Origin of the sequence: Pseudomonas sp. SCT (genome assembly GCF_003864275.1) — a bacterium.
GTDB lineage: Bacteria > Pseudomonadota > Gammaproteobacteria > Pseudomonadales > Pseudomonadaceae > Stutzerimonas > Stutzerimonas stutzeri_AE.
In genome coordinates this window covers 1-22,523 of the sequence record NZ_BDJA01000015.1, presented here as the reverse complement: position 1 = coordinate 22,523, position 22,523 = coordinate 1, and the positions used below count along the sequence as shown (strand labels likewise).

The 22,523-nt window shown below is 59.1% G+C and carries 19 protein-coding genes and 1 pseudogene; 7 read left to right on the top strand and 13 right to left on the bottom strand.

Features of this window, described 5'->3' with window-relative positions; genetic code table 11:
* Positions 1-222: 222 nt before the first annotated feature.
* The 12 genes from glp to BHD08_RS22395 all read right to left on the bottom strand — a co-directional run bounded on the left by glp (position 223) and on the right by BHD08_RS22395 (position 13,545).
* Positions 223-1,455, bottom strand: coding sequence for a gephyrin-like molybdotransferase Glp (gene glp, locus BHD08_RS22450; protein ID WP_125025151.1), 1,233 nt, complete (start codon positions 1,453-1,455; stop codon positions 223-225).
* Complete coding sequence (gene moaB / locus BHD08_RS22445; protein ID WP_125025149.1) at positions 1,452-2,009, bottom strand: molybdenum cofactor biosynthesis protein B; 558 nt, start codon at positions 2,007-2,009, stop codon at positions 1,452-1,454. The genes glp and moaB overlap by 4 nt, the downstream gene beginning before the upstream one ends.
* Before the next feature lie 37 nt (positions 2,010-2,046).
* Entirely contained in the window at positions 2,047-2,295 is a 249-nt protein-coding gene (locus BHD08_RS22440) for a MoaD/ThiS family protein (protein WP_125025147.1), read from the bottom strand.
* A 26-nt stretch (positions 2,296-2,321) separates the two neighbouring features.
* Positions 2,322-3,305 (bottom strand): GTP 3',8-cyclase MoaA, encoded by a 984-nt coding sequence (moaA, locus tag BHD08_RS22435; protein WP_125025145.1) that lies wholly within the window; start codon positions 3,303-3,305, stop codon positions 2,322-2,324.
* 57 nt (positions 3,306-3,362) lie between these two features.
* Positions 3,363-3,692 carry a c-type cytochrome gene (locus BHD08_RS22430; protein WP_125025143.1) on the bottom strand — a complete coding sequence of 110 codons (330 nt, stop codon included), beginning with the start codon at positions 3,690-3,692 and terminating at the stop codon, positions 3,363-3,365.
* Positions 3,693-3,747: 55 nt separating this feature from the next.
* Positions 3,748-6,426 (bottom strand): arsenate reductase (azurin) large subunit, encoded by a 2,679-nt coding sequence (locus BHD08_RS22425; RefSeq protein ID WP_125025141.1) that lies wholly within the window; start codon positions 6,424-6,426, stop codon positions 3,748-3,750.
* Positions 6,427-6,436: 10 nt separating this feature from the next.
* The gene (locus tag BHD08_RS22420) at positions 6,437-7,015 is read right to left on the bottom strand and encodes an arsenate reductase (azurin) small subunit (RefSeq protein ID WP_218567521.1); all 579 of its coding nucleotides are present in this window, start codon (positions 7,013-7,015) and stop codon (positions 6,437-6,439) included.
* Between the two features lie 11 nt (positions 7,016-7,026).
* On the bottom strand, positions 7,027-8,166 hold the full coding sequence (locus tag BHD08_RS22415; protein WP_125025139.1) for a cytochrome-c peroxidase: 1,140 nt from the start codon (positions 8,164-8,166) through the stop codon (positions 7,027-7,029).
* Between the two features lie 10 nt (positions 8,167-8,176).
* The gene (locus tag BHD08_RS22410) at positions 8,177-9,262 is read right to left on the bottom strand and encodes a cytochrome-c peroxidase (RefSeq protein WP_160128703.1); all 1,086 of its coding nucleotides are present in this window, start codon (positions 9,260-9,262) and stop codon (positions 8,177-8,179) included.
* Positions 9,263-9,461: 199 nt separating this feature from the next.
* The gene (locus BHD08_RS22405; protein ID WP_125025135.1) at positions 9,462-10,823 is read right to left on the bottom strand and encodes a sigma-54 dependent transcriptional regulator; all 1,362 of its coding nucleotides are present in this window, start codon (positions 10,821-10,823) and stop codon (positions 9,462-9,464) included.
* Entirely contained in the window at positions 10,798-13,101 is a 2,304-nt protein-coding gene (locus BHD08_RS22400) for a PAS domain-containing sensor histidine kinase (RefSeq protein WP_218567520.1), read from the bottom strand. The genes BHD08_RS22405 and BHD08_RS22400 overlap by 26 nt, the downstream gene beginning before the upstream one ends.
* Positions 13,102-13,233: 132 nt before the next feature.
* A complete protein-coding gene (locus BHD08_RS22395) occupies positions 13,234-13,545 on the bottom strand; it encodes a DUF2790 domain-containing protein (RefSeq protein ID WP_256678766.1) in 312 nt (103 codons plus the stop codon).
* A gap of 481 nt (positions 13,546-14,026) precedes the next feature.
* Between BHD08_RS22395 and BHD08_RS22390 the strand changes: the two genes are divergently transcribed.
* The 7 genes and pseudogenes from BHD08_RS22390 to BHD08_RS23300 form a co-directional block, all read left to right on the top strand.
* On the top strand, positions 14,027-14,716 hold the full coding sequence (locus BHD08_RS22390) for a DUF2064 domain-containing protein (protein ID WP_125025131.1): 690 nt from the start codon (positions 14,027-14,029) through the stop codon (positions 14,714-14,716).
* On the top strand, positions 14,713-15,459 hold the full coding sequence (locus tag BHD08_RS22385) for a TIGR04283 family arsenosugar biosynthesis glycosyltransferase (RefSeq protein WP_125025128.1): 747 nt from the start codon (positions 14,713-14,715) through the stop codon (positions 15,457-15,459). The genes BHD08_RS22390 and BHD08_RS22385 overlap by 4 nt, the downstream gene beginning before the upstream one ends.
* Positions 15,459-16,247, top strand: coding sequence for a DUF547 domain-containing protein (locus tag BHD08_RS22380; RefSeq protein WP_125025127.1), 789 nt, complete (start codon positions 15,459-15,461; stop codon positions 16,245-16,247). The genes BHD08_RS22385 and BHD08_RS22380 overlap by 1 nt, the downstream gene beginning before the upstream one ends.
* Positions 16,248-16,262: 15 nt before the next feature.
* Positions 16,263-17,159 (top strand): patatin-like phospholipase family protein, encoded by an 897-nt coding sequence (locus BHD08_RS22375; RefSeq protein WP_125025125.1) that lies wholly within the window; start codon positions 16,263-16,265, stop codon positions 17,157-17,159.
* Between the two features lie 473 nt (positions 17,160-17,632).
* Positions 17,633-19,495 carry a glycoside hydrolase family 15 protein gene (locus BHD08_RS22370; protein ID WP_125025123.1) on the top strand — a complete coding sequence of 621 codons (1,863 nt, stop codon included), beginning with the start codon at positions 17,633-17,635 and terminating at the stop codon, positions 19,493-19,495.
* Positions 19,496-20,100: 605 nt separating this feature from the next.
* Positions 20,101-21,153 carry an acyltransferase gene (locus BHD08_RS22365; protein WP_125025121.1) on the top strand — a complete coding sequence of 351 codons (1,053 nt, stop codon included), beginning with the start codon at positions 20,101-20,103 and terminating at the stop codon, positions 21,151-21,153.
* A gap of 86 nt (positions 21,154-21,239) precedes the next feature.
* Positions 21,240-21,590 (top strand): annotated as a pseudogene (locus BHD08_RS23300) (IS3 family transposase); the annotation flags it as partial.
* Between the two features lie 96 nt (positions 21,591-21,686).
* Here the strand turns inward: BHD08_RS23300 and BHD08_RS23135 are convergent.
* Positions 21,687-22,523: hypothetical protein (locus BHD08_RS23135; protein ID WP_218567519.1), on the bottom strand; the 837-nt coding region annotated here is incomplete at its 5' end.

The window sequence follows — 22,523 nt, the reverse complement described above, 5'->3', positions numbered from 1 at the left end:
CAGAACCAAGGCAGCAGCCTCGCGTTTGAACTCGGCGGAAAACGTACGTCGTTGCTTGCTCATCGAACACCTCTTGATGGCGAGGATTTTCGCCTAAATCGGTGTCCGGGATCAGTAGACCACTACAATCGGCATTAGAAAATTTCAGCGGCACATCTAACCGCATCATGAAAGTCGCGACGCTATAGCAACCGTACGCTTTACTTCTGACCTTGATTACCGTCAGCCAATCAGTTCATTAAACGCCAGGTACTGCACAGTCTCACCTTTATTCAAGGTGCAGTTGCGCTCGATGATGGCCAAGCCATCCGCCCAACATGCAGAGGTCAGCATGGCCGAACCCTGTCGTGGATGCAGACAGACACGTAGTTCGCCATCGACCGACTCCATCCGCGCGCGCAGGTATTGGCGGCGCTTGTTCGGCTTCGACCAGTCAAAACCAGCAGGCAGGCGCAAGGGCGTTGGAGGTGCCTCGGTACAGCCCTGTGCACGCAGCAGAAACGGCCGAGCCACTACCAGCGAGGTAATCAGCGCTGCCGCCGGGTTACCCGGCAGACCGATCCACGGCTTGCCATTGACCTCACCGAAGGCCAGCGGCTTGCCCGGCTGAATCGCCAGGCGCCACAGGTGCAGCTCACCCAGTTCTCGGATCGCCTGCTTGAGGTGATCCTCCTCGCCGACCGAGACACCGCCAGAGGTGATCAGCATGTCCCACTCGGAAGCAGCCAGGGCCAGCGCATCGCGACTGGCACTCAACTCGTCAGCAAGAATCTCGTAGTCATGTACCTCCATGCCGAGGCTGCGCAGCACGCCGAGCAGGCAATAGCGGTTAGAGTTGTAGATCTGTCCGGGCGCCAACGACTCGCCCGGTTCGCGAAGCTCGTTGCCGCTGGACAGCAGGCCCACACGCAGACGTCGATAAACGGACACCTGCGCAACGCCGAAGCTCGCCAGCAGGCCAAGCTCCTGCGGCCGCAGGCGCTTGCCGGCCTCAAGCACCAGGGCACCGGCCTGCAATTCCTCACCCTGGTGGCGTACATGGGCGCCGACCTTCACTCCCGGGAGGCGCACGCGGTCGGGCTCGATCTCGCAGTCTTCCTGCGCCACCACGCTGTCCGCACCGGGCGGTAACGGCGCGCCAGTGAAGATGCGCACGGCGTGGCCTGCCGGCAGTTGCAGGTCGGCGGGGTCACCGGCGGCGATACGCCCTGCCAGCGGCAACCAGCCACCTTCGGCCGGCAGGTCGGCGGCGCACAGGGCGTAACCGTCCATCGCGCTGTTGTCCCAGGCGGGCACTGCAAAAGGCGCATTCAAGGGTTCTGCCAGCACTCGGCCAAGCGCCTCGGACAGCGATACATGCTCGACCGGCGGCGGCGCCGGCACCCGCGCGAGCAGTTCGTCGATCGCCTCGTCAACCGGCGTCAGGCCGGTGGTATCGCAACCACAGCCGCTCATGAGCGGGTCCCGCAGCAGCCGCGTGGAACCTCGTCGATCGAGGCCTTGAGGTGCGCGACAAAGTTGCAGGGACCGGTACGGCTGTCCAGTTGCTCCTTAAGGATCTTGTTCCAGCCGGTGCGGCAGGCGTTGGTCGAGCCGGGCAGGCAGCACACTAGGGTGCCGTTGCTGACGCCGGCCAGCGCGCGCGACTGCAGAGCCGAGGTGCCGATCTCAGCCAGCGAGACATGGCGGAACAGCTCGCCAAAGCCGTCGACCGTCTTGTCCAGCAGTAGCTGGACTGCCTGCGGGGTGTTGTCACGTGCGGTAAAGCCAGTGCCGCCAGTGATCAACACCACCTGCACGGATTCATCGGCAATCCAGGCGCTGACCCGCGCGCGAATCTGCCAGATGTCGTCGATGACAATCGCGCGTTCGGCCAACTGGTGGCCGGCGCTCTCGAGGGAATCTACCAGGGTCTGGCCGGACGTATCGGTGGCCTGGCTGCGGGTGTCGCTGACGGTCAGTACGGCGATGCGCAGGGGCTGGAAAGTGCTTGTCGAAAGGTGAGCCATGGCTCGAAACTCCTAGATTAAGCCGCGCGCAGCTTATTCAGCCGCCAGTTACTGCTGGAAAGAAGGCAACCTCATCACCGTCCCGAAGTACGGCATCGGTGGTGCAAAGCTCCTGATTGCAGGCGCACATCAGGGTAGTCTCGGCTAGCACAGCCCAACATTCACCGCGCCGTTGCAAAAAGGCGCGCAGGTTTTCGATGGTAGCGAAGTCTGCCTGCCAAGGTAGCCACTCGGATTCGCAGTCAAGCAACTCACGATAGCGGGCAAAATAATTGATACGCAGCATGCAGATCTCGTGAATTAAGCGACGGGTCAACCGCCGCTGGCATTCATGAAGCGAAGCACTTGAACTTCGCCGCTGATGGAAAACTCGTGACGTAGCGGCTTGCGCTGCAGAGCAATTTGAACAGCCTCAATTATTGGCTGGTCGGAAACCGGGTACCGGCGCAGCAAGGCACGCAGGTCTATGGCGTTCTCGTGCCCCAGACACAGCAGCAGGCGCCCTTCCACCGTCAGTCGCACGCGGTTGCAGGTGGCGCAGAAGTTGTGCGAATGCGGCGAGATGAAGCCGATACGCGTCTGCGGATTGTCCGGCAGGCGCACGTAACGCGCCGGGCCGCCGCTCTGCTCGGCCGAATCGATCAGCGTGTGCCGCTCGGCGATCAGCGCCTTCACCTCGTCGCTGGAGCAGAAGCTCTCGCCGCGCGAACGACCTACGTCACCCAGCGGCATTTCCTCGATGAAGCTCAGGTCCAGCCCACCGGCGATGGCGAAATCCACCAAGTCGGCGACTTCCTCGGCGTTGCGGCCCTTCATCACCACGGCGTTGAGCTTGATCCGCTCGAAGCCGGCATCGCGCGCCGCCTCGATGCCGTCGAGCACCTGCTGCAGCTGACCGGTGCGGGTGATGGCGTGAAATTTTGCGGCATCCAGGCTATCCAGGCTGATGTTCAGCCGCTTTACCCCGGCGCGCGCCAAGGGTGCAGCGAGCTTGACCAGTTGCGAGCCGTTGGTGGTCATCACCAGTTCACGCAGGCCGGGCAGTGCAGCGATGCGCTCGCAGAGGCCGACGATGCCCTGGCGCACCAGCGGTTCGCCGCCGGTGAGACGAATCTTTTTTACCCCCAGACCGACGAATATCCGCGCGATGCGTTCCAGTTCCTCCAGGCCGAGCACCTGCTGGCGCGGCAGGAAGGTCATGTCCTCAGCCATGCAGTAGACGCAGCGAAAATCACAGCGGTCGGTCACCGACATGCGCAGGTAGTCGATCTGGCGGTTGTGGGCATCTACGAGCATAGGTCGAACCTTACGTGTAACGGCGCGGATCGCTCCGCACCGGGTGATAGAAACGCGTTATTTCAGCGACAGAATGAAGCCCACCAGCGCTTGTATATCCTCATCCTTGAGCGTCGCGTTTGGTGGCATCGGAACGGGTCCCCATACGCCTCGGGAGCCTTTCTTGACGTGCAGGGCCAACTGCTCGGCCGCGGCTGGATCGTCGGCGTAACGTTTGCCAATCTCTCTCCAGGCCGGCCCAACCAGCTTGCTGTCGATCGAATGGCAAGCCAGACAATTATTCTTCTTTGCAAGATCCATAATCGCCGCATCATCTTGCGCAAACACTGGAGACGCCAGGCAGGCAGTTAAAGCCAGGCCAAGCAGCCCCGTCAGTTGATATTTCATTTGACTCTCCTAATTGCGGGTAGCAGGCGGCACCGCGCGGTGCCGCCAAGACGGTTCAGACGATGTTGCGGGGTTTAAGGCTCATCTGCGTAAAGTTGTGCTTATAGGGAGATTCGCCAACCTTGTTCAGCACGCCGCGGCCAAGTTTGTAGCGGTAGTTGTTAGTCATCGGATCGGGCACTGCCGATACCACTGCATTGGCCGGAGAAGACGGGACGTTGAAGTTGGCTTGGCAAACCCCGGGCCGCATCTCATCCGAGACCACCGCAATCGTTTTGAAGCGGCCAGTGGTGATCTTGATATGCCCGTCGGCCATTAGCTGGTTGAAGGTCAGATCGGCATCCAGCACACCCTGTGGCTGACCGGTCTGGATGTAGACGGTGTCGTTCACAACCTCGACGTAGTCACCCGACTCGATGCCCTTTTTTCGAGCATCTTCGGGATTGATAAAGATAAAACCTTCCGGCCAGCGTTGTGACAGGTAGGGTTTGCGCCTGTCATCGAAGCCTGATTGCCAGGTCTCGTTGACGCGTCCGTTGGTGACCCAAACCTCTCCCTTCGCAGCGCGGGGTTTGATGGCCTCGTAGAACTGTATCCAGCCCGCATACTGCCACGGCGATTTGAGCAAGATGGCCTTGCCGCTGTGCGTATTGAAAGCCACCAATGCCTTGGTGTGAACCGTGCTGCCTTCGATCTCACCCCAATCGTTGTCCGGGTCGTGCAGGCGCACCGTGCCGACCAGTTCACCGCCGCGCTCACGGATCGGGGTCTGGATGCCGGTAGTCCCGTAGCCTCGTAACAATTCTTGGGCTTTGATCCCACTCGCCTTGGCCTTTTCAGCGAGAGGGTGGTAGTTGAGCACTCCGTCGCGCGAGAAGCGGGCCACTTCTTCGAAGACGTCGTTGGAGTCCTTCCAAGAATAACCACCATCCTTATCCAGACCCATCTTTTGCGCGAATTTCTGCACGATCCACCAATCGGGCTTGGCCTCGCCGGGTGCATCGTAGAACTTGCTGTAAAGGCGTAGGCGCCGCTCCGAGTTGCAGCGGGTAAAGTTGTCTTCGCCCCAAGAGGCGACCGGGTAAACAATATCGGCGAAGTCAGTACCAACCGGCACTACCGGATAAAGATCGGAGTTCGCCATGACCATGCCGCCGGAATCGACACGCGCCTTCAATGTTTCGAATATGGCCGCACGATCCAGACTTTTGATCTGATGAGGGCTCTCGGCTGTTAGTGAGCGCATTTTGGCTTCCAGCGCATTCGACCCCATCATCGCCGCCACCCAAGTGGTACCGATCACCCAGGCGAAGCGTATGTTGCCCTCCATCAGCCAGAGATCGAGGTTGAAGCTTTTCTTACGCCGGCCGGGGTATTTTTCCGGTGACAGCCATTCAGAGTTACCTCCCGCTGACAAGCCGCCGCGCTGGTGGCCGCCACCACGCGAAATCATTCGCCCTTTGCGATTGCCAGAGCCGCAGATCAGGCCCAGGGAGGCGAACGAAGCACTATTCATGTAATTGTTGGACCAGTAATTGCCCTTCTCGCACATGAACGAAGTTTTCGGATGGCTCCCATCGGCCTTCGGTTTAGCGATCCACTCGGCAGCTGTCCGTATATCGTCAGCGGACAGTCCAGTGATCTGTGCGGCAACGTCGAGCTTGGATTCCTCCTGCGCCAGAATGAACTTCCGGTAGTCCTGCCAATCGCTCTGCCAGGTGCCCCAGGTGGTGCGCCATTGCCAGCCGGTGTTGCGCGTGCCCCGACCGTAGCCGGAATCGACCTCCCAAGAGTTGGCAATCCATTTGTCGATGAAAGGCTGATCCTGCCAGTCGTTTTCGATGATTATGCGGGCCAGCGCCATGTGCAGCACGGTGTCGGTGCCGGGAATAATCGGCAGCCACAGGCCACGACCGGCCTTAACGGACCACGCTACACCCATGGTCATATGCGGCGTGACAAAGACGAACTTCTTATCGCCCGGCATCATGTGCGAGGTGAATAGCGTGGTCTTGGTCTCGTAGGGATCCACACCGGAGAGGAAGGCCACTTCGCAATCGGCCCAGTCCTCGTAACTAGATGCGAAGGAATCGATTCCTGCGTCGTCCAGGCCCGTCGCGTCGTTCGTCGCCGAACACTTGTCGTGCCAAGCGAAAGCCGGCGTGCCGATGCTAGTCATCGCCAGTTTGGTGATGGCGTAAACGTTCTCGAAATACTGATAGGAGTGTGACTTGACCGCCCAAGCATGCTCGCCGTACTTGGCGATGATGTACTGGGAGATATCAGCCATCACTTCGGTCGCCAGATCCCAACTGACCGGCGTGAGTTTGCCGTTCACGCGAATCATCGGATGCTGCAGACGCTCGCGAGTGCGGTTGCTCGGGTTGTAGCACTTCTCCGCCAGCGTACCGCCGCGAATCGAGTGGTTGCCACCGGGATTGACCACGGTTGCATCCTTATCGGCGATGACCACTACGTGATGCGGCTGGTCCCGGTAGCTCACCACGTTGTGCTGCGCGGGGCTAGCCCAAGCACCCATCATCATCTGGTGGGGGAAATCGGCGCCCAGGGCGTTCTCCGATGCTTTGGCGCCGCCCTCCTTGCCGACTGGCCAGCGATAGACTTTGTAACCACAGGCAACAATGCAGTAGTCACACGCGGTGGTGAGAACATCAGCGTCCTGCGGTGGAAGCGGAACGGAATTGCTCGATAGGTATTCGTCTGGCTTGCTCATGCTGATCTCCTCAGGCTGGCTGCACGTCGTTCATCGAATCGAACCCATAGACCAGGCCTAGAACTCCGATCGCGTAGATGTCATCCCCCTGCACCTCAAGCACAATCTGCGGCAGGCTCTCGGTGGCATGGCCGGAGGCAACCATGCCGTGGCGCGTCAGGTCGAAGGTGGTCAGGTGCAGCGGGCAGGGTCCGAGTATCTGGTGCTCGGCCTTGTAGGTACCGTCGAGCGGGCCGCCCATATGCGTGCATTGCTGGTTGAACGCTACGATGTCCTTGTCCGCGCCGATTCCGCCGCCTGCTGCTACGCCCAGCTTGACGAGGATGTTGCGCACGTCGGGGTACGGATAGTTGAAATCAAGGGGCTCTCCGGTCTTCAGTGCGGACAGGCTGCCGATCCGCTGGCGGGCGTAGTCCGCCTTCAGCGCCTGCATAACCTGAGCAACACCCGGCAGGCTGGCAATGCTTAACAACGCGACGCTGGTACCACCGAAGAGGAGGAAGCGCCGCCGGCTCATGCATGCACGCTCGCCGTCGTGCTCGTGGTCGTGCGCAGGTACCGCACGGACGGGAATGATGTTTTCGCTCATGTTCAGAGGTCCTATTTGATCGGGGCGGGCAGCGGCTGGTATTCGCCAGGCAGCGTGGGGTCGTCATGCAGCAGGGGTTCGCTCATCGATAGCGCCTCGATGAAGGCGATAAGGTCCTGCTTCTCCTGCGCTGCAAGTTTCAGCGGCTTGAGCAGCTCGCTCTTGCTAGTACCGCTGCCACCGCCGCGGTCGTAGAAGTCCACGACTTCCTGCAAACTTGTGAACACGCCGTTGTGCATGTAAGGCGCCGTGTACTTCGCCTCGCGCAAGGAAGGCGTACGGAACTTGCCGACGTCCTTGGGATTCTTGGTGACGTAATAGAGGCCGTAATCCATGTTCGCTGCGCGATAACGTGGCTCGCTGACACCCTTCTGGTAGTGCTCCCAGCGGTGCGTTACCTGATACAGCGGGTCATCGACAAAGCCGGCAAAGTCGGGCAGGCCTAGGTCGTAATATTTCTGATCGGAGGCCAAAGGCCCGTTGTGACACTGGACGCAACCCGCCTTGCCGTTGAACAGCGCCATGCCGCGCTTCTGTGATGTATCAAGTGCGTTCTTGTCACCGTTCGCATAGCGGTCGAACGGCACCTTGCTCGCATCGGAAACAACGGTGCGCTGATATGACGCAATAGCGCGGTACGCATCGTTCATTCGCGGCCATTGGCTTCCAAAGACATTTTTGAAGGCATCGACGTATTCCGGTACGAAGCGCAAACGCATCTCCATCACCGAGGGGTCCCCGTTTCCTGCTACCGCGCCTTCCGCCGCAGAAGGCGCCTGCTCCTCTAGACTGTTGACGCTGCCTTCCCAAAACAGCTTGTTGTAATAGGCTGAGTTGAGAATGGTCTGCGAGTTACGCCAGTGCTTGGTTCCCGGGTAGCCACGGGAGATCTGTCCACCGTCCCCCCAACCGAGTGCGGGCAAGTGGCAAGAGACACATGGCATCGAGCCGTCGCCAGAGAGGCGGTAATCCCAGAAAAGTTGTTTGCCTAGCGCAATCTTTTCTGCGGACTGGGGGTTGTCCTTGGGCACCGGAACGGGCGGTAGAGGAGCTAGAGGCGGATGGGCGTCCGCATTCGTGGCCGATGCGGTGAATGCGACTGCCAGAGATGCGACGAGCAGGGAAAGCTGAAGCGGTTTTCTGTTGTTCATGGTGCGTTCCTCAATTCTTGCCGAAAACGCGAGGCTGCATGTCTGGCTGGCCGGGATCTTCGACTATCAGCGGATCGCCAGACAGGGTCAGCAGGAACGCCACCAGCGCCTGTTGTTCAGCAGTCGAGAGCGTCAACGGTGACAACGCTGAGCCCTCACCTCCTCCTTGGTTGTAGAAGGCAACGACCTCCTCAAGCGTGTCGAAGACGCCGTTGTGCATATAAGGGGCGGTGTATTTCAGATCGCGCAGCTGTGCGGTCTGGAACTTACCGACGTCGCGCTCGTCCTTGCTGATGGCATAGGCGCCGACGTCGCTGCGCGCGCTCATGTAATTAGGCATGCCACTGGTGGCGTAGTGACGCAGCATGGTGATGGTGCGCAGCGGATTGTTCAGTACGTCTGGATGCTCAGGAACACCGGTTTTGTGCAATTTGCCGTCAGAGCCAATCGGCCCGTTGTGGCAGGACACGCAGCCAGCCTTACCCTTGAAGAGTGCGTAACCGTGCTGAGCCTCTTTGGTTATGGCCGTGCTATCGCCCTTGGCGAAGTCATCGAACGGCGCGTTGCGGGTTTCCAGGCTGGTGATGAACTCGCCGACCGCATTAAAGACACGCATACCGTTGATGTCATCGTTACGCCATTTTTGCCACAACGCAGCGTACTCGGGCACCTGTTGCAGTCGCTCCTGCATCAGCCGCCCATCCATGTTCATGGTGTGCGCCTCGGTGATCATGTCGCGCGCCAGCGTGCCCGGATCGGCGCCGTCGAGACGACCGTCCCAGAGAAAACGCTTGCGATGAGCAGCATTCAGCACTGTTGGCGAATTACGGAAATACTCCATGGACGGGTAGCCCTTCGACAGTGCTAAACCGTCTCCCCAGCCCTTGGCCGGGTCATGGCAGGAGGCGCAAGAGACCCCCCAATCTCCAGAGAGTCTTCGATCAAAGAAGAACTGTTTGCCTAGCTCGATCATTGCCGGATTTCCCGCTTTTGCCGGCGGCATTGGCGCGAGATCGAGCATATCGCCCTGGCCGGCCGCCTGCGCAGCCACGGTCAAGGTTGCGGTCAGCCCCATGGCCCCAAGAGTCTGGGTCAACCGCCCACGATGCCATTTCATATCCCTTCCCCTTGCTTGTTGGAGATCGCAGGAGAAAACCCTACGATATAAGGGGATAATGCAGGCACCGTGCCAATTAGATAACTGTCTGTTTCCTATAGTTTTTTATCAAGACCTGAAAACCGAGATCGGTCAGATACTAACCGCACCGGTTAATTACTAACCGGTAACAATATGATCACTCGCGTCCGGACTCGTCTGCCAATTTAAGCTTGTTGCGGAGCGTTAGCCGGGTAATGCCAAGCAACTCTGCGGCCTGTGTCTTGTTGTCGCCACATAGGTTCAGGACATGGCGGATGTAGGCGGTTTCGACATCGGCCAACGGCCGGACCGCCGTTTCGGTAATGCCCTGCTCTACCCCACGGAGGTCGTCAACGATTTCCTTGGGCAGATGTTGTGCGGCCACCCGCTCGTCCCGCGCAAGGATGGCGGCGCGTTCGATTACATTGCGCAGCTCACGCACGTTGCCGGGCCAGCGATAGGCTCTGAGGAGGGGCTCTACCGCAGGATCGATGCCAGGCGAAGCGACGCCGAGCATGTTGGCTATCTGAACTAGAAAATGCCGAGCCAGGGGCAGAATATCGTCCTGTCGCTCACGTAGTGCCGGTAGCTCAATCGCGCCTACGTTCAGACGGTAGTACAGGTCTTCCCGGAAGCGCCCGGTCCGGACCATTTCGGGTAAGTCCCGGTGAGTCGCCGAGACGAAGCGCACGTCAACATGAATGTCTTTCTGACCGCCGACCCGACGGAAGCTCTGCGCCTCCAGCACGCGGAGCAGTTTCGGCTGCAAGGTGAGCGAAAGGTCGCCAATTTCGTCGAGAAACAGTGTGCCTCCATTCGCCAATTCCAGAAGGCCGCGTTTCATCTGCTTGGCATCGGTGAAGGCACCACGCTCATGTCCGAACATCTCGGATTCCATAAGGCCTTCTGGTAGCGCCGAACAGTTCAGCGTTATCCAAGGACCGTCAGCCCTTGCTGAGTGGCTGTGGACGATCTGCGCCACTCGCTCCTTGCCGGTACCCGACTCGCCGCGGATCAGGACGGGGACCTTGCCCGCTGAGGAGATCCGAGTAGCGGTGTCGAGCATCCTGCGAAATGCTGCACTGGCGCCGATTAGGCCGTCTACCGAAGCCGTATCTGCTTGAGCCCGGCGCCACGCAATCTCCCGGCGCAACCGCAAGGTTTCCTGCGCTCGCTGTATCAGTTCGAGCAGATCCTCCAGATCGAACGGTTTGTTGATGTAGTCGTAGGCTCCCGCCTTCAACGCCGCGACCGCAGTGCGCACCTCAGGGTAGGCGGTCATGATCACCACCAACGGCTTGTCGTCGGACTCGGCAACCCTGGCCATGACCTCTAGGCCGCTCATGTCCGGAAGCCGCAGATCAAGCAATACCAGGCTGAAGTTCCGCGCCTTGTTTGCGGCCAGCGCCTGTTGGCCGGTTTCTGCTGCCTCGATGGTGTAACCCTGCCGTTCGAGGAACCCGCTCACCATCACTCGAATCGTTTCATCATCTTCAACGATCAGTATCGATTCTTGCATGCGATTTCTCGGTTAACGGCCAGGTGAGAGAAAAACAGGACCCGTGCCCTTGGACACTGCCCGCCTCGATTGAGCCTCCGTGCTGCTCAACGAGTTTGTGCACGATTGATAGACCCAAACCGCTGCCCTCCCGGCGAGTTGTGAAAAAGGGCTCGAAAATGCGCTTTAACACTGAAGGCTCCATCCCCTCGCCGTTATCCTGAATGTCTATTTTCACCACCATCTCCTGCACGGTTGCGCTGATGTGGATTGTTCCACCTCGCGGCATCGCGTGGACCGCATTCATCAGGAGGTTCAAAAAAATTTGCTTTAGCTGATTGGCATCAGCTTGCAGAGGCGGCACTGCGTCCACCCTGTGCAGTTCAAAATGAATGTTCTGCTTTTCCGCATCCTTACGCGTCCAGAACAGAACATCGTCGAGAATCTGTGCGAGATTGCAGGGCTCGCTGGAAATTGCCTGTGGCGCAGCTAGACCATGAAAGCTGCGCAGAAACCCCGACAGACGATCAATCTCGGCCTCAAGCCGCTTGAGTGCGTCGATCACGCCGGGCGGAAGGTTTTGCTCGTACTGCAGCGCCTGTGCAACGGCCTTCATACCGGCTAGCGGATTACCTATTTCATGGGCGACGCCCATGGACAACTCGCCGAGAGTCGTGAGTTTTTCCATTTGGAAAAGCTGACGATCAAGCTCCCTGCGCTGATCCTGTACCTCACGCTCACGACTGACATCGCGGGCGACGACGATAAAGCCGACGGAGGTTGGCGTAATAGCCAGCGAAAGTATTTGTTCAGGCAGTTCGATGTCGCAACGAAGCGGTGAAATTTTCGCGTCTTTGACGATATCTGGCCACTGTGGCCAATACAACAATAAGCGCCGCCCAAGCGCCGAAGATGGCACCCTTCCGGCGAGTAGCAGATCTGCGGCAGGGTTGAGCAGCGTGATAACACCCGTCGGACCAATAGCCAGGATGCCGTCTGCCGTATGCGCGATGATGGCTTCGAGAAAGCCGCGCTCCTGTTCGAGTTCACGGGTTCGCGCAGACACCTCTTCCTCTAAATGAGCTTGGTGTAAATTAATGGCCCGCGCCGATTCTTGCAGGCGGTTGGCCATACGGTTGAATTTTTCGCCCAAGGCGGCAATTTCATCCGTACCACTGATCGAGACCCGGCGAGTCAGGTCGCCCGCCGCCACCGCATCGGTCTCGCGCGCAAGATCTTCTAGCGGTCGCAGCAAGCGGCGCGAGAGAGCGTAGCCGCCAATTGCTGTGACCACCAACGCGGCCGCCAGTACCGCATAAAGAAACGATAGATTGAACACTGCAAGAAACAGAGCACGCTCAGGAAAGGCCAACGCTATGCGCCATCTACCCCGGGAGTTCTCTGCTAACGCCTGCGGTGCGAAATCAATCGGGGCATGGGCAACAATCCAGTCGCCGTCAAGATTCGCAGGAGCCTGCCCGATCAGCTGCCGAACAGTGGCCGCAGAAAACGTTTCTCGAAGCTTTTCCACCCGCTCCATCGTGAACGCGTTACTTTCGCTACCCGGCGACCTGCTTACATAATGCCCCTGGTTGTCTAGCAGATAAGCAGTCCCCTGCCTCGCATCAGCCATCTGTTGGACCTGCTTCAGCAGCACGTCCGCGTGCAGGTTGATGATCAACATACCCACCGTGCGCCCTTGCGGCCCTGCCACAGGTGTCGCGACTCTGACGACTGGCCGCTCTGGATACTCCACCTTGCCGAATTCCATGTTTAGATCAATTGGTGATGCATAGATCTGTCCAGGCTTCAATGTCATCGCGTCCCGGAAGTAGTAGCGATCATCCTTGAATTGCAATTGCTGCGGCGGTTGAACCGAAACACCCTCGGCTTTACGGTCGATGCGAATCAACTCTAGCCCGTCGGCGGAAATAACGCGGATTTGGTCGACATAGGGGTAAAGCGTGGCGAGCGCAGCGTAGTCCCGCTCAAGGCGCGCAGTTGCCGCCCGCAATAGCCAGTCACCCGCTTGCTGGGCTTCTATGAAATCCAGCAGAGAGCGGCTGTTCGCGAGGTAGAGCAGCTCGGCCGAAACCTGGTCGAAAAAGCGACCGATGCCGTGCGAACGGATACTGACTTCCTGATGCAGGTTGCGCAGCGTTTCGTTTTTCAGCGCTGTTAGCGAGAGATAAATTCCGATCGAGCCCGCTAGTGCGGTTGGAATCACAGCCGCCAGCAGAAAGGCTGCGTATATCCGCTGCGAGAGTCCACTAAAGAGCCTCGGAAGGCACAGTTTCAAAGTCGACCTCTCAATTATCTGGCAACGGAGCAGGGTGCCCCTTATCCCAAGTTGCTCAGTATGTGGCAGGCTCTTGCTGATCGCCATGATCCCCGGCAAAGCTTATACGGGTGCAATGCCGGGGGTTGGGCCTCAATGGTCCATGCAGCCGCCACCCATGGCGCGGTAGCGCAAAGCACGCAGTTCGCCTGCGCTATCTCGATAATGCATGGTAGCGTCCACAGGCCCGCAGACGCTTGCTACATCCGAAACACGCAGCACCTTGTCAATATCCAGCTTCATGCCATACGCGTATCGCTCGACTGGCACATGCTCAAGCCAGGCTGGTGTCGCTATCGGTAGATAGCCAGGTGCATGCGTGCGGTATAGCGAACTTGAGTCTGCTTGCGCATGCAGTGCTATGAGTGAAGCGCTTAGTAAGACTATTCGTAACATGATATTCATGGCGTCATCCTCCTCAGGAATTGACTCGCATGAATCGGATGCTCAGGACCGCCTTGCGTTACAGAAAGCGGATACGGCCCTAGCTCTGAAATACGGGGGGTTTGACGCTCCCTGACGGGACAGATAGCGCTATGGCGCAGGGTTAAATAAGCTCGCCTTTATTTGGCTCTGAATATTGAAAACAATCGCAGCCAAGACGAAAGCCTGACTCTTTGCATCAAGTTATCGATGGCCATGCGCTATCCGTCAATCTGAATACGACACGCAGAAATTCGCTGCCTTCACCTACCGACCATCACCAGCCAACCGAACCAAATGAGCAGGCTGCTGATCGTCGCGGAACCATTCAGAACTTTCTGGGCCGGTCGCGAACGGCTGTAACAAAGAGTGCCCGCCTTTCTCCAACACAGGGAAAAGCAATTGTCTTTCACGGCCAGCGAGCCGACCGCAAGGTTCCAGCCACAACTCACGAGCCTGAACGATGCTTCCTGAAGTCGACTCCACGGTAGCCGCCACCCTTGTCCTAGTGTGCAAACGCCCGTTGCTTGGCCACGGCAAGCAACGGCTGGCAGCCAAGATTGGCGAGCGCAAAGCCTTGCAGATTGCCGAGCACCTGCTCGGTTGCGCGCTGGAAGACCTGCACAGCTGGAGCGGCCCGACGGTCATCGCTCCGGATTCGCCCGAGCATTTGGACTGGGCAAGCGCATTGGTCCCGCACGCGCGGTGCGTGCCTCAGGCCTGCGGCAACCTCGGCGAGCGCCTGAATACGCTGGATCAGATGCTGCGTGCCGCCGGCCATCGCCGCCTGGTGTTCATCGGCAGCGACGCGCCGGCGCTTCGTCTGGACGACTACCAAATGGCATGTACCGCCTTGCGAGAAGCAGACACGGTGTTGATCGCTGCCAGCGATGGCGGCGTGGCGCTGATGGCTTCGAACCGACCCTGGCCGGATCTCGCCGGGTTGCCCTGGAGTACTGAAGAGCTTGGTCAGGCACTCGCCGCAGCCAGCCGTCAGGCTGGTCACTCAATGAATATCTGCTCAGAGAGCTTCGACATCGACGAGCCAAGGGACCTGACCCGTGCTTGGGTCGAATTGGCCGATGACCCACGCCCGGCCAGGCTTCGCCTGCGCCAAGTCATGGCCAGGCTATGCGAGGGCGTGCCAGTATGAAAACAGAGCGGGCAATCAGTATCGTCATCCCCAGCTTCCACGACGAGCAGGCGCTGGAGCATCTGCTCGGCCAGCTCCGTGAGGCCGAACGGCAGACCGAAGCGCAGTTGCAGATCATCGTCGTCGATGCTGCGGCCAGTGAGCAATGCCGAATGCTCTGCCGCAATCACGGCGCGCTCTGGATGACCGCTACGCCGTGCCGGGGCGAACAGTTGCGTCAGGGTGCTGCGCTTGCCGAGCACCAGATCCTCTGGTTTCTCCACGCCGACGCCGAGCTGGACGGTCAGCCGTTGCGAGCGCTGCACCAGGCCATTAGCGAAGGCGCGGCGGGTGGCTATTTCGCCTTCCGTTTCAGCGGGGCCGGCTGTTGGCAGGGGCGCCTGCTTGAGCGCTTGGTGGCTTGGCGTAACCGGGTTGGCGTGCCCTATGGCGACCAGGGTCTGTTCGTCCAGCGCCGCGCCTATTTCGCAGTTGGCCAGCACGCCCCATGGCCATTGTTCGAAGAAGTCCCGCTGGTCGAGGGCCTCCGCAAACGGGGTACTTTCCGTCGCCTGCAGCAGGGGTTAAGGGTCAGCCCTCGCCGCTGGCAGCGCGATGGCTGGTGGCGCCGTTCCTTTCGAAATCGCCTGCTGACGATCGGCTTCATGCTCGGCATAACCCCGGCCACGCTCGCGCGTCTGTACACGGGCAAGGCCCAGTTGGTAACGATGCCAGCCCAGCCCCCAGCCTCGGAGGACCGCTGATGAGAACCCTGTTGCTGTGGGCATTACTGATACTGAGTGGCACCGTGCAGGCGGAGTCCTTCGATCACCGCCATGGCGCCTGGAACGAGCTGCTCGAACGGCATGTGCAGTGGAGCCGCGATGGGGTGGCGAGTGCGGTCGACTACCCGGCCCTCGAAGGTCAGCGTCCAGCTCTAGATGCCTACCTTGCGCAGCTATCCGCGATCAGCCAGACGGAATTCGCCGGCTGGTCACGCGACCAGCGCCTGGCATTCCTGATCAATGCCTACAATGCCTTCACCGTGCAGTTGGTCCTCGACCATTACCCGCTGGCCTCGATCAAGGAGATCGGCGGCCTGTTCAGCTCGCCCTGGAAGCGCCGCTTCATTGCGCTGCTGGGACAGACCCTCAGCCTCGACGACCTTGAGCACGGCCTCATTCGAGAGCGAGGGGATTACGACGAGCCGCGCATTCACTTCGTGGTCAACTGCGCCTCAATCGGCTGTCCGGCGCTGCGGCCACAGGCCTTAGTGGCAGAGCAGCTCGACGAACAGCTGGAAGATAGCCTTAGGCGGTTCCTGAGCGACCGGCAGCGTAACCGCTTCGACAGACCCGCTGACCGCCTGCTGGTCTCGAAGATTTTCGACTGGTACAGCGAGGATTTCGTCCGCCAGGCCGGTTCGGTCGAACGCTATCTGGCCGAACGGGCACATTGGCTGAGCGATGATCCGGCAGAACAGGAACGAATTCGTCGGGGTACCCGTCTTGGCTATCTCGATTACGACTGGTCGCTAAACGTCATGCACTGATGCAGGAGGCCGCAAATGAGCTTCTCCACTGCACTGGTCCTCGCCGGAGGCGGCAGCCTCGGGGCGGTTCAGGTCGGCATGTTGCAGGCGTTGATCGAGGCAGGCGTGCGTTTCGATATGGTGGTCGGCTCTTCGGTCGGCGCCATCAACGGCGCCTACTTCGCGACCCAGCCCAATTCGGCTGGCGTTGCGGCGCTGGGCAAGATCTGGAGTGGCTTACGCAAGCCTGACGTCTTCCCCTTCTCGCTGAGCGACAGCCTGGCCGGATTGCTGCGCAATCGCAGTCATCTGCTGCAACCGGTTGCACTCACGCGGCTTATCCGCCGAGCGTTGACCATACGGCGTATCGAAGAGGCCGTGCTGCCACTGCACATCGTCACCACCGACCTGCTAAGCGGTGCCGAGGTGATCCTCTCGTCAGGCGATGCCGAGCAGGCGCTGCTCGCCAGTACCGCGATTCCCCTGGTGTTTCCCGCAGTGCGCTGGAATGAGCGCATCCTGGTAGACGGCAGCGTCTGCAGCAATACGCCAATCGCCGGTGCCGTGGCATTGGGCGCCACCTGCATCGTCGTACTGCCAACCGGCTTCGCCTGCGCCTGTGATGAGGCGCCCAAAGGACTCATAGCGCTGGCCCTGCATACTCTTAATCTAATGAGCATGCGGCAATTGGCCCGCGACGCCGATCTGTTCGCCGCACATGCCTCTATCCATGTCGTCGCCCCGTTGTGCCCGCTGAGCATCTCGGTTTTCGATTTCGGCCGTACGGACGAACTGCTCCAGCGGGCTCGTGCCCAGACGCTGGCCTGGCTCGAGGCTGGCGGCCTGGACCAGCCCGGGCTGCCGGAGTCGCTCCAGGCCCACCATCATGCCGGCTTCGACATGCAGCCCCAGCCCATGCTGGCCCGCTCATGACAGCTTGCCAAAACACCGGTCGCCTGAGTATCAAGGCCACGCTATCACGTACGTTCGCAGTAGCCATTCACGGACGGTCTTCCCAGCGTATGCCAGTCGCAGGTGTTCGCCTGGTGCATCCAGATGCGGGGGCGGCCGGCAATTGGAAAACGAAGACAGCTAAGTGCCGCAACGAACCAGAGTGCCGGAGCGTGACGTGAATGCCGGGGAAAAGAAATTACACGGTTGTAACACTCTCCCTGCGAGGTTCATCCGAACAAGACGGAACATGTGTTGCTGACCCGGCGGTCGTAATCGCCGCATTTGTTCTCCCCGTGTCGGTAGACAAGTGGTGACAGGGTTGTGCGCCGTTGATGGCAACTCTGATTTTCGGCGCCGTCCTCGGTGCGATCTATGAAAAGCTGGCGGTCGTCTCACCCCGTGCGGCTGCCGGGCGCACCTAGGCCGAAGCCAATAAACCGAGGGATAAGGCCATGCCAGGCATCTACAAACAATTGCCCATCGCGCTTCACGGGCTGATCGGCGACCGCCGTAGCGCTGCGCTGGTGGGCTGCGATGGCAGCATCCCCTGGCTCTGCCTGCCACGGTATGACGGGGCACCACTATTTGGCGCCCTGCTGGACCCGACCAAAGGTGGTCACTGGTGCCTTGGGCCCGCAGGCGGTGACCATGGTCATCAGCGTTATGTCGACGACAGTGCCGCCCTGACTACCAGCTGGGCTCTGCCCGATGCAGTTCTGGAGCTGACCGACATCATGTTGTGGCCCGAAGGCACGCGGTCGGGCAGTAACGATGAGCGTCGGATCGTGCTGCGCCAGCTTCGCTGTACCTCCGGCTCAACGACGGCTCGACTGCAATTAGTGCCGCGCTGGGATTTCGCTGCCCACGAGCCCCTGGAAACAGTGGCGAATGGCGCTTGCTTCCGGGCCGGTGGCCATGCGATCGGATTCTGGTCGAGCCGTCCGGTCCGGGTGGCAGCGGACCGAATCGAGGCCGAATGGGCGCTCAAGGTCGGCGAGGAGATATGGCTCGCCTTGGGGCTCGGCCTGGATCCACGGCATTGGCAACTAGACGAGGCCAGGCATGCTGCCCAGGAAGCCAATCTCTATTGGCAGCGCTGGGCCTCGGGTATCCACTACACCGGTCCGCGGCAGCACTTCGTTCGGCGCTCCGCGCTGATCGTGCATCTGCTTAGCTACGCGCCCAGCGGCGCGCTGGTCGCGGCACCAACCGCATCGCTACCAGAACGTATTGGCGGCGAACGCAATTACGACTATCGATTCGCCTGGATCCGCGACGCCTCGCTTTCACTCGCGGTGTTGTCCATGTTCGGTGATACCGCCACGGCGCAGGCCTACATGGACTGGCTCGCAGAACTCCAACCTGGCCCTTCCATGCCCCTTCAGGTGCTGTACCGCATAGACGGCTCCACTGAGCTAACCCAGCACACTCGCGATGATCTGGCCGGCTACCGGGACTCCAGGCCCGTGCTGTTCGGCAATCACGCAGCGGACCAGAACCAGATCGATAGCCTGGGTTATTTTGCCGAATGCGCACTGATTTATCTGGACCAGGGGGGGAACTGGCGCCCCGAATACTGGTCGCTACTTTGCCGCCTGGCCGAGCATGTGCTTGATCACTGGCGCAACCCCGGAAATGGCATTTGGGAATTGCCGGGCAGCGCTGTCTATACCAGCAGCGTAGTGATGAGCTGGGTGGTGCTTGATCGCACCATCCGCATCGGCGAAAAACTCGGCATGTCGGTGCCGTCTCCATGGCGAAGCTGCCGGGACACCATCCGTGAGGATGTGCTGACTTATGGTTGGAGCGACGCTCTGGGTGCCTTCCGCCAGCGCTATGGAGCCGACAGCCTGGACGCATCAGTGCTGCTGATCGCGGTGATGGAGCTACTGCCCGCCACGGACCCGCGGGTTCTGGCCACGGCCGAACGCATCGAGCAGGAGCTATGTGTGGACGGCTGGGTATACCGTTTCAACGACGACCCTTCCGGACCCGGACACCTGACCGATCTGGTGCAGTACGAGGGGGCCTTCCTGCCCTGCACCTTCTGGCTAGCGACGACTTGGGCGAAGGCCGGCCAGCCCGGCAAGGCCGAAGCAATTCTCGACCGGATCGAAAATCTGGCCGCCGACCTGGGTCTTCTGCCCGAAGAGGTCGATCCGCGCAGTGGTGCCTTTCTCGGCAACATGCCGCTAATGTTCAGCCATGCCGAATATCTTAGAGCAGCCACTGAAACCGCAAAGGCAACCCTGCCCGGCAAGTTAAGAATGATGCCAGGAGCGCTGGCTCAGGCCGTTAGCAAATATTTTCGCTAGGTTTGGTAGTTGAACGATTTGCCATGCGCGAGCCGGGTTTTATCGCACTGGCTCGCGGCGTTGGATCAATCGCGTCGGCTGCGGTCTACCCCTCCCCGCTTACTGGGCACCGTGGCGTTTGGTCGTTACGCCAGTACTTGATCAGTAGATGGCTGGTTATGCTACGGCGCAGCCTGCGATTCGATTACGACTCAGACTGAATTCAATCAGTGGATCTCCACCGGGCATCGATGTCGGCCAACGATTTCAAAGACGCTACCTCCGCCGCCATCGCCAGACGCGACACGTAGTTTTCAAAGGTCGTTGCGCTGACCGGCCCAGTCTCAGCCCTTACTCATGAGAAAACGGCTGCGCTCGTGCTGGCCTCGCTAGCGTCTGATTGCCCATCTAAAAGAGACCTCGACCAAAAGCGGCTAAGGAAGCGATACGGGAGCTGCCGGACAGGCCGAAAGCGGAAGTATGCGGACGCCTGAATCAGCTAGTTGATTGTGACTGGATGGTTATCTTGAACTGATGCGGCTGCATGTTCTCTAACTACGCTACACGATGGTGCGGGGCGTTTTTCAACGCACTGGCATGGAAGACACTTCAATAGCGAGGGAACAATGCAAAAGCTCTCCTTGGGCGTTCGGGACAACAACTTCGATTTTCTGCGTTTCGTGGCCGCGACGCTGGTTCTGCTGGGCCATTGCTTTTGGCTGAGCGGACGACTTCCTGAAGAACCGCTTCGCCCATTGACGGGCGGTACTGACATGGCGGATCTGGCGGTTGACGCATTTTTTGTCATCAGCGGCTTCTTGATTACCGCGTCCTATCTGCACGGTAACGGCAATGTCAGCTTCGTTTTAAAGCGCGCACTACGAATTTTCCCGGGACTGGCCTTTGCCGTGGTTTTCGCCATGCTGGTGATCGGCCCGTTAACCACACCGCTTCCGCTGAGTGAGTATTTCAGCGACAGCAAAACGGCCGCTTTCCTGACCAATACCTTTCTGATGACCCGCTATGAGCTGCCGGGCGTCTTTGCCAACAACCCGTTCCCGGAAGTGGTCAACGGATCATTTTGGACGCTTCCGCTGGAAGGCGCGATGTACTGCAGCGTGCTGCTGCTGGGTGCATTGAAACTGCTCAAGCGCCAGATGGTGGTCTTGGGGCTGGGCGTCTTGATGTTGGGGCACTTCTTGGTGTTGCCGGCGCTCGGCGTCGAAAGCGTGACCATCCTGAAGCTGTTCCGCCTGGGTATGTTCTTTTACGGCGGGGCTGCGCTTTATCTCTTTCAGGACCAGGTACGCTGGGACGGGCGCATCGCCGTGTTGCTGCTGGCGGCCTCGGTGCTAGCTCTGGGAAGTTCTGCTTGGTTCGTCGTTCACATGCTCACGCTGCCCTACCTGATTATCTACCTCGCCTATGCCCGGATCCCCAAGGTGGCCCACTTCGGCAAGCACGGCGACTTTTCCTATGGCATGTATATCTTCGGCTTCCCAGTGCAGCAGTTGATCATTCACTGGTTCGGCGAAGATATAAACCTCGCGGTTTTTGCCCTGTCGAGCATGGCTGTCACGCTGTGTTTCGCCGTGCTGTCGTGGCGGTTGGTAGAGGCGCCTGCCTTGCGTCTGAAGCGTTATACCAACATGAACGTTGCTCGGGCAGGGGTTCGCTGAGGAGAGCCTGGAGCGCGCTTTTTCAATGCATGGCCGCTCGACGGAGCGGGCCATCCGCTTTAGGCCCGAACTGGCGGCGCCAACGAGCTATTGATGCGTTGACGATGGCGGTCTGGCGGCGCACACCAGAGCACGAACGACAATCCAATCAGACCAAGGCAGTCAGTTCAGCAGCGGCAACTGGCAGAGCTTTCTGAAAGTCAATAATTTGATAGGAACATGAGCCGGCGCCACAAGCGCCTTAACAATGAGCTGGCAGAAGCTTCTTCTATTTGCTGAAACGCGCAGAGATCTAAAGCAAGAGGCAAGATTTGCGTGGCGACTTGTTCGATTACATTAAGATTTTCTACAACCAAAAACGGCCACATGGATTCAACAATCAGGTGTCGCCAGCAGAGACCGAGAAGCCACATTTACCGCGTTTGGAGAGCACCTAATAACTGGGGGGGGGGGGTATCAGCCGTTCAACAATCGATGCACCATCAGGAGCGTATTTGATGAAATGTAGTCAGGGCATCTAACCTTGGGCCTATTCAGCGGGCCTTAGTGTCAATGTCGAAACTTATGGATCTACGTACCCCGGCAACAAACTGCTCAACTCTTTCATATAGCTCTGTCGACAGGTTTTCAAGGTAGCTAATAATGTTGCTCTGGTGCTCGCTCGACTCGAAGCGAACCCCCATCCATCCAATATAGAACGGATCTGCTCTTATAAATGAATTATAGACAGACAGGCGGTTTTGCAAAATACTCAACTGCCGCGGCGGGAAAACCCCTAATACACAACCGATCAAGGCCAGTGCTGTCACGCGCGGAGAAACATCGCATAGAGAGCAACCTAGCAACGCCCCTTTTTTAAAGTCGCTCTCCCGAAACAGACGATGCTGACCACGCTGACATCCTCTAGCAAGTCCGTCTCGATCTGAAAAGTGAAACCTCGGGTATAGAAAGCTCTCAAAGAGAAATCTACAGAAGGATTTTATTTCTTCGCTGTTATAACGTATGCGCGCATTTGGCAATCGCAATTGAGATCCTTTGTGAGCGCGACTAATCAATAACTGAACTTGTAAGGACAGAAATATCATTCTTTGACAAGGACGAGCGACCAATACTCTACCGTAATTGTATGTCGTATTTTTACAGCTGTAGGAAAAGGCCACCCAAGGCTTATCTATTCCTACCGAGAAACCAGGGAGCACCTCTAGCTGGCAATAGTGATCAATACAAATTGGACAGTGCAGATTGTAGTGGTCTACTGATCCCGGACACCGATTTAGGCGAAAATCCTCGCCATCAAGAGGTGTTCGATGAGCAAGCAACGACGTACGTTTTCCGCCGAGTTCAAACGCGAGGCTGCTGCCTTGGTTCTG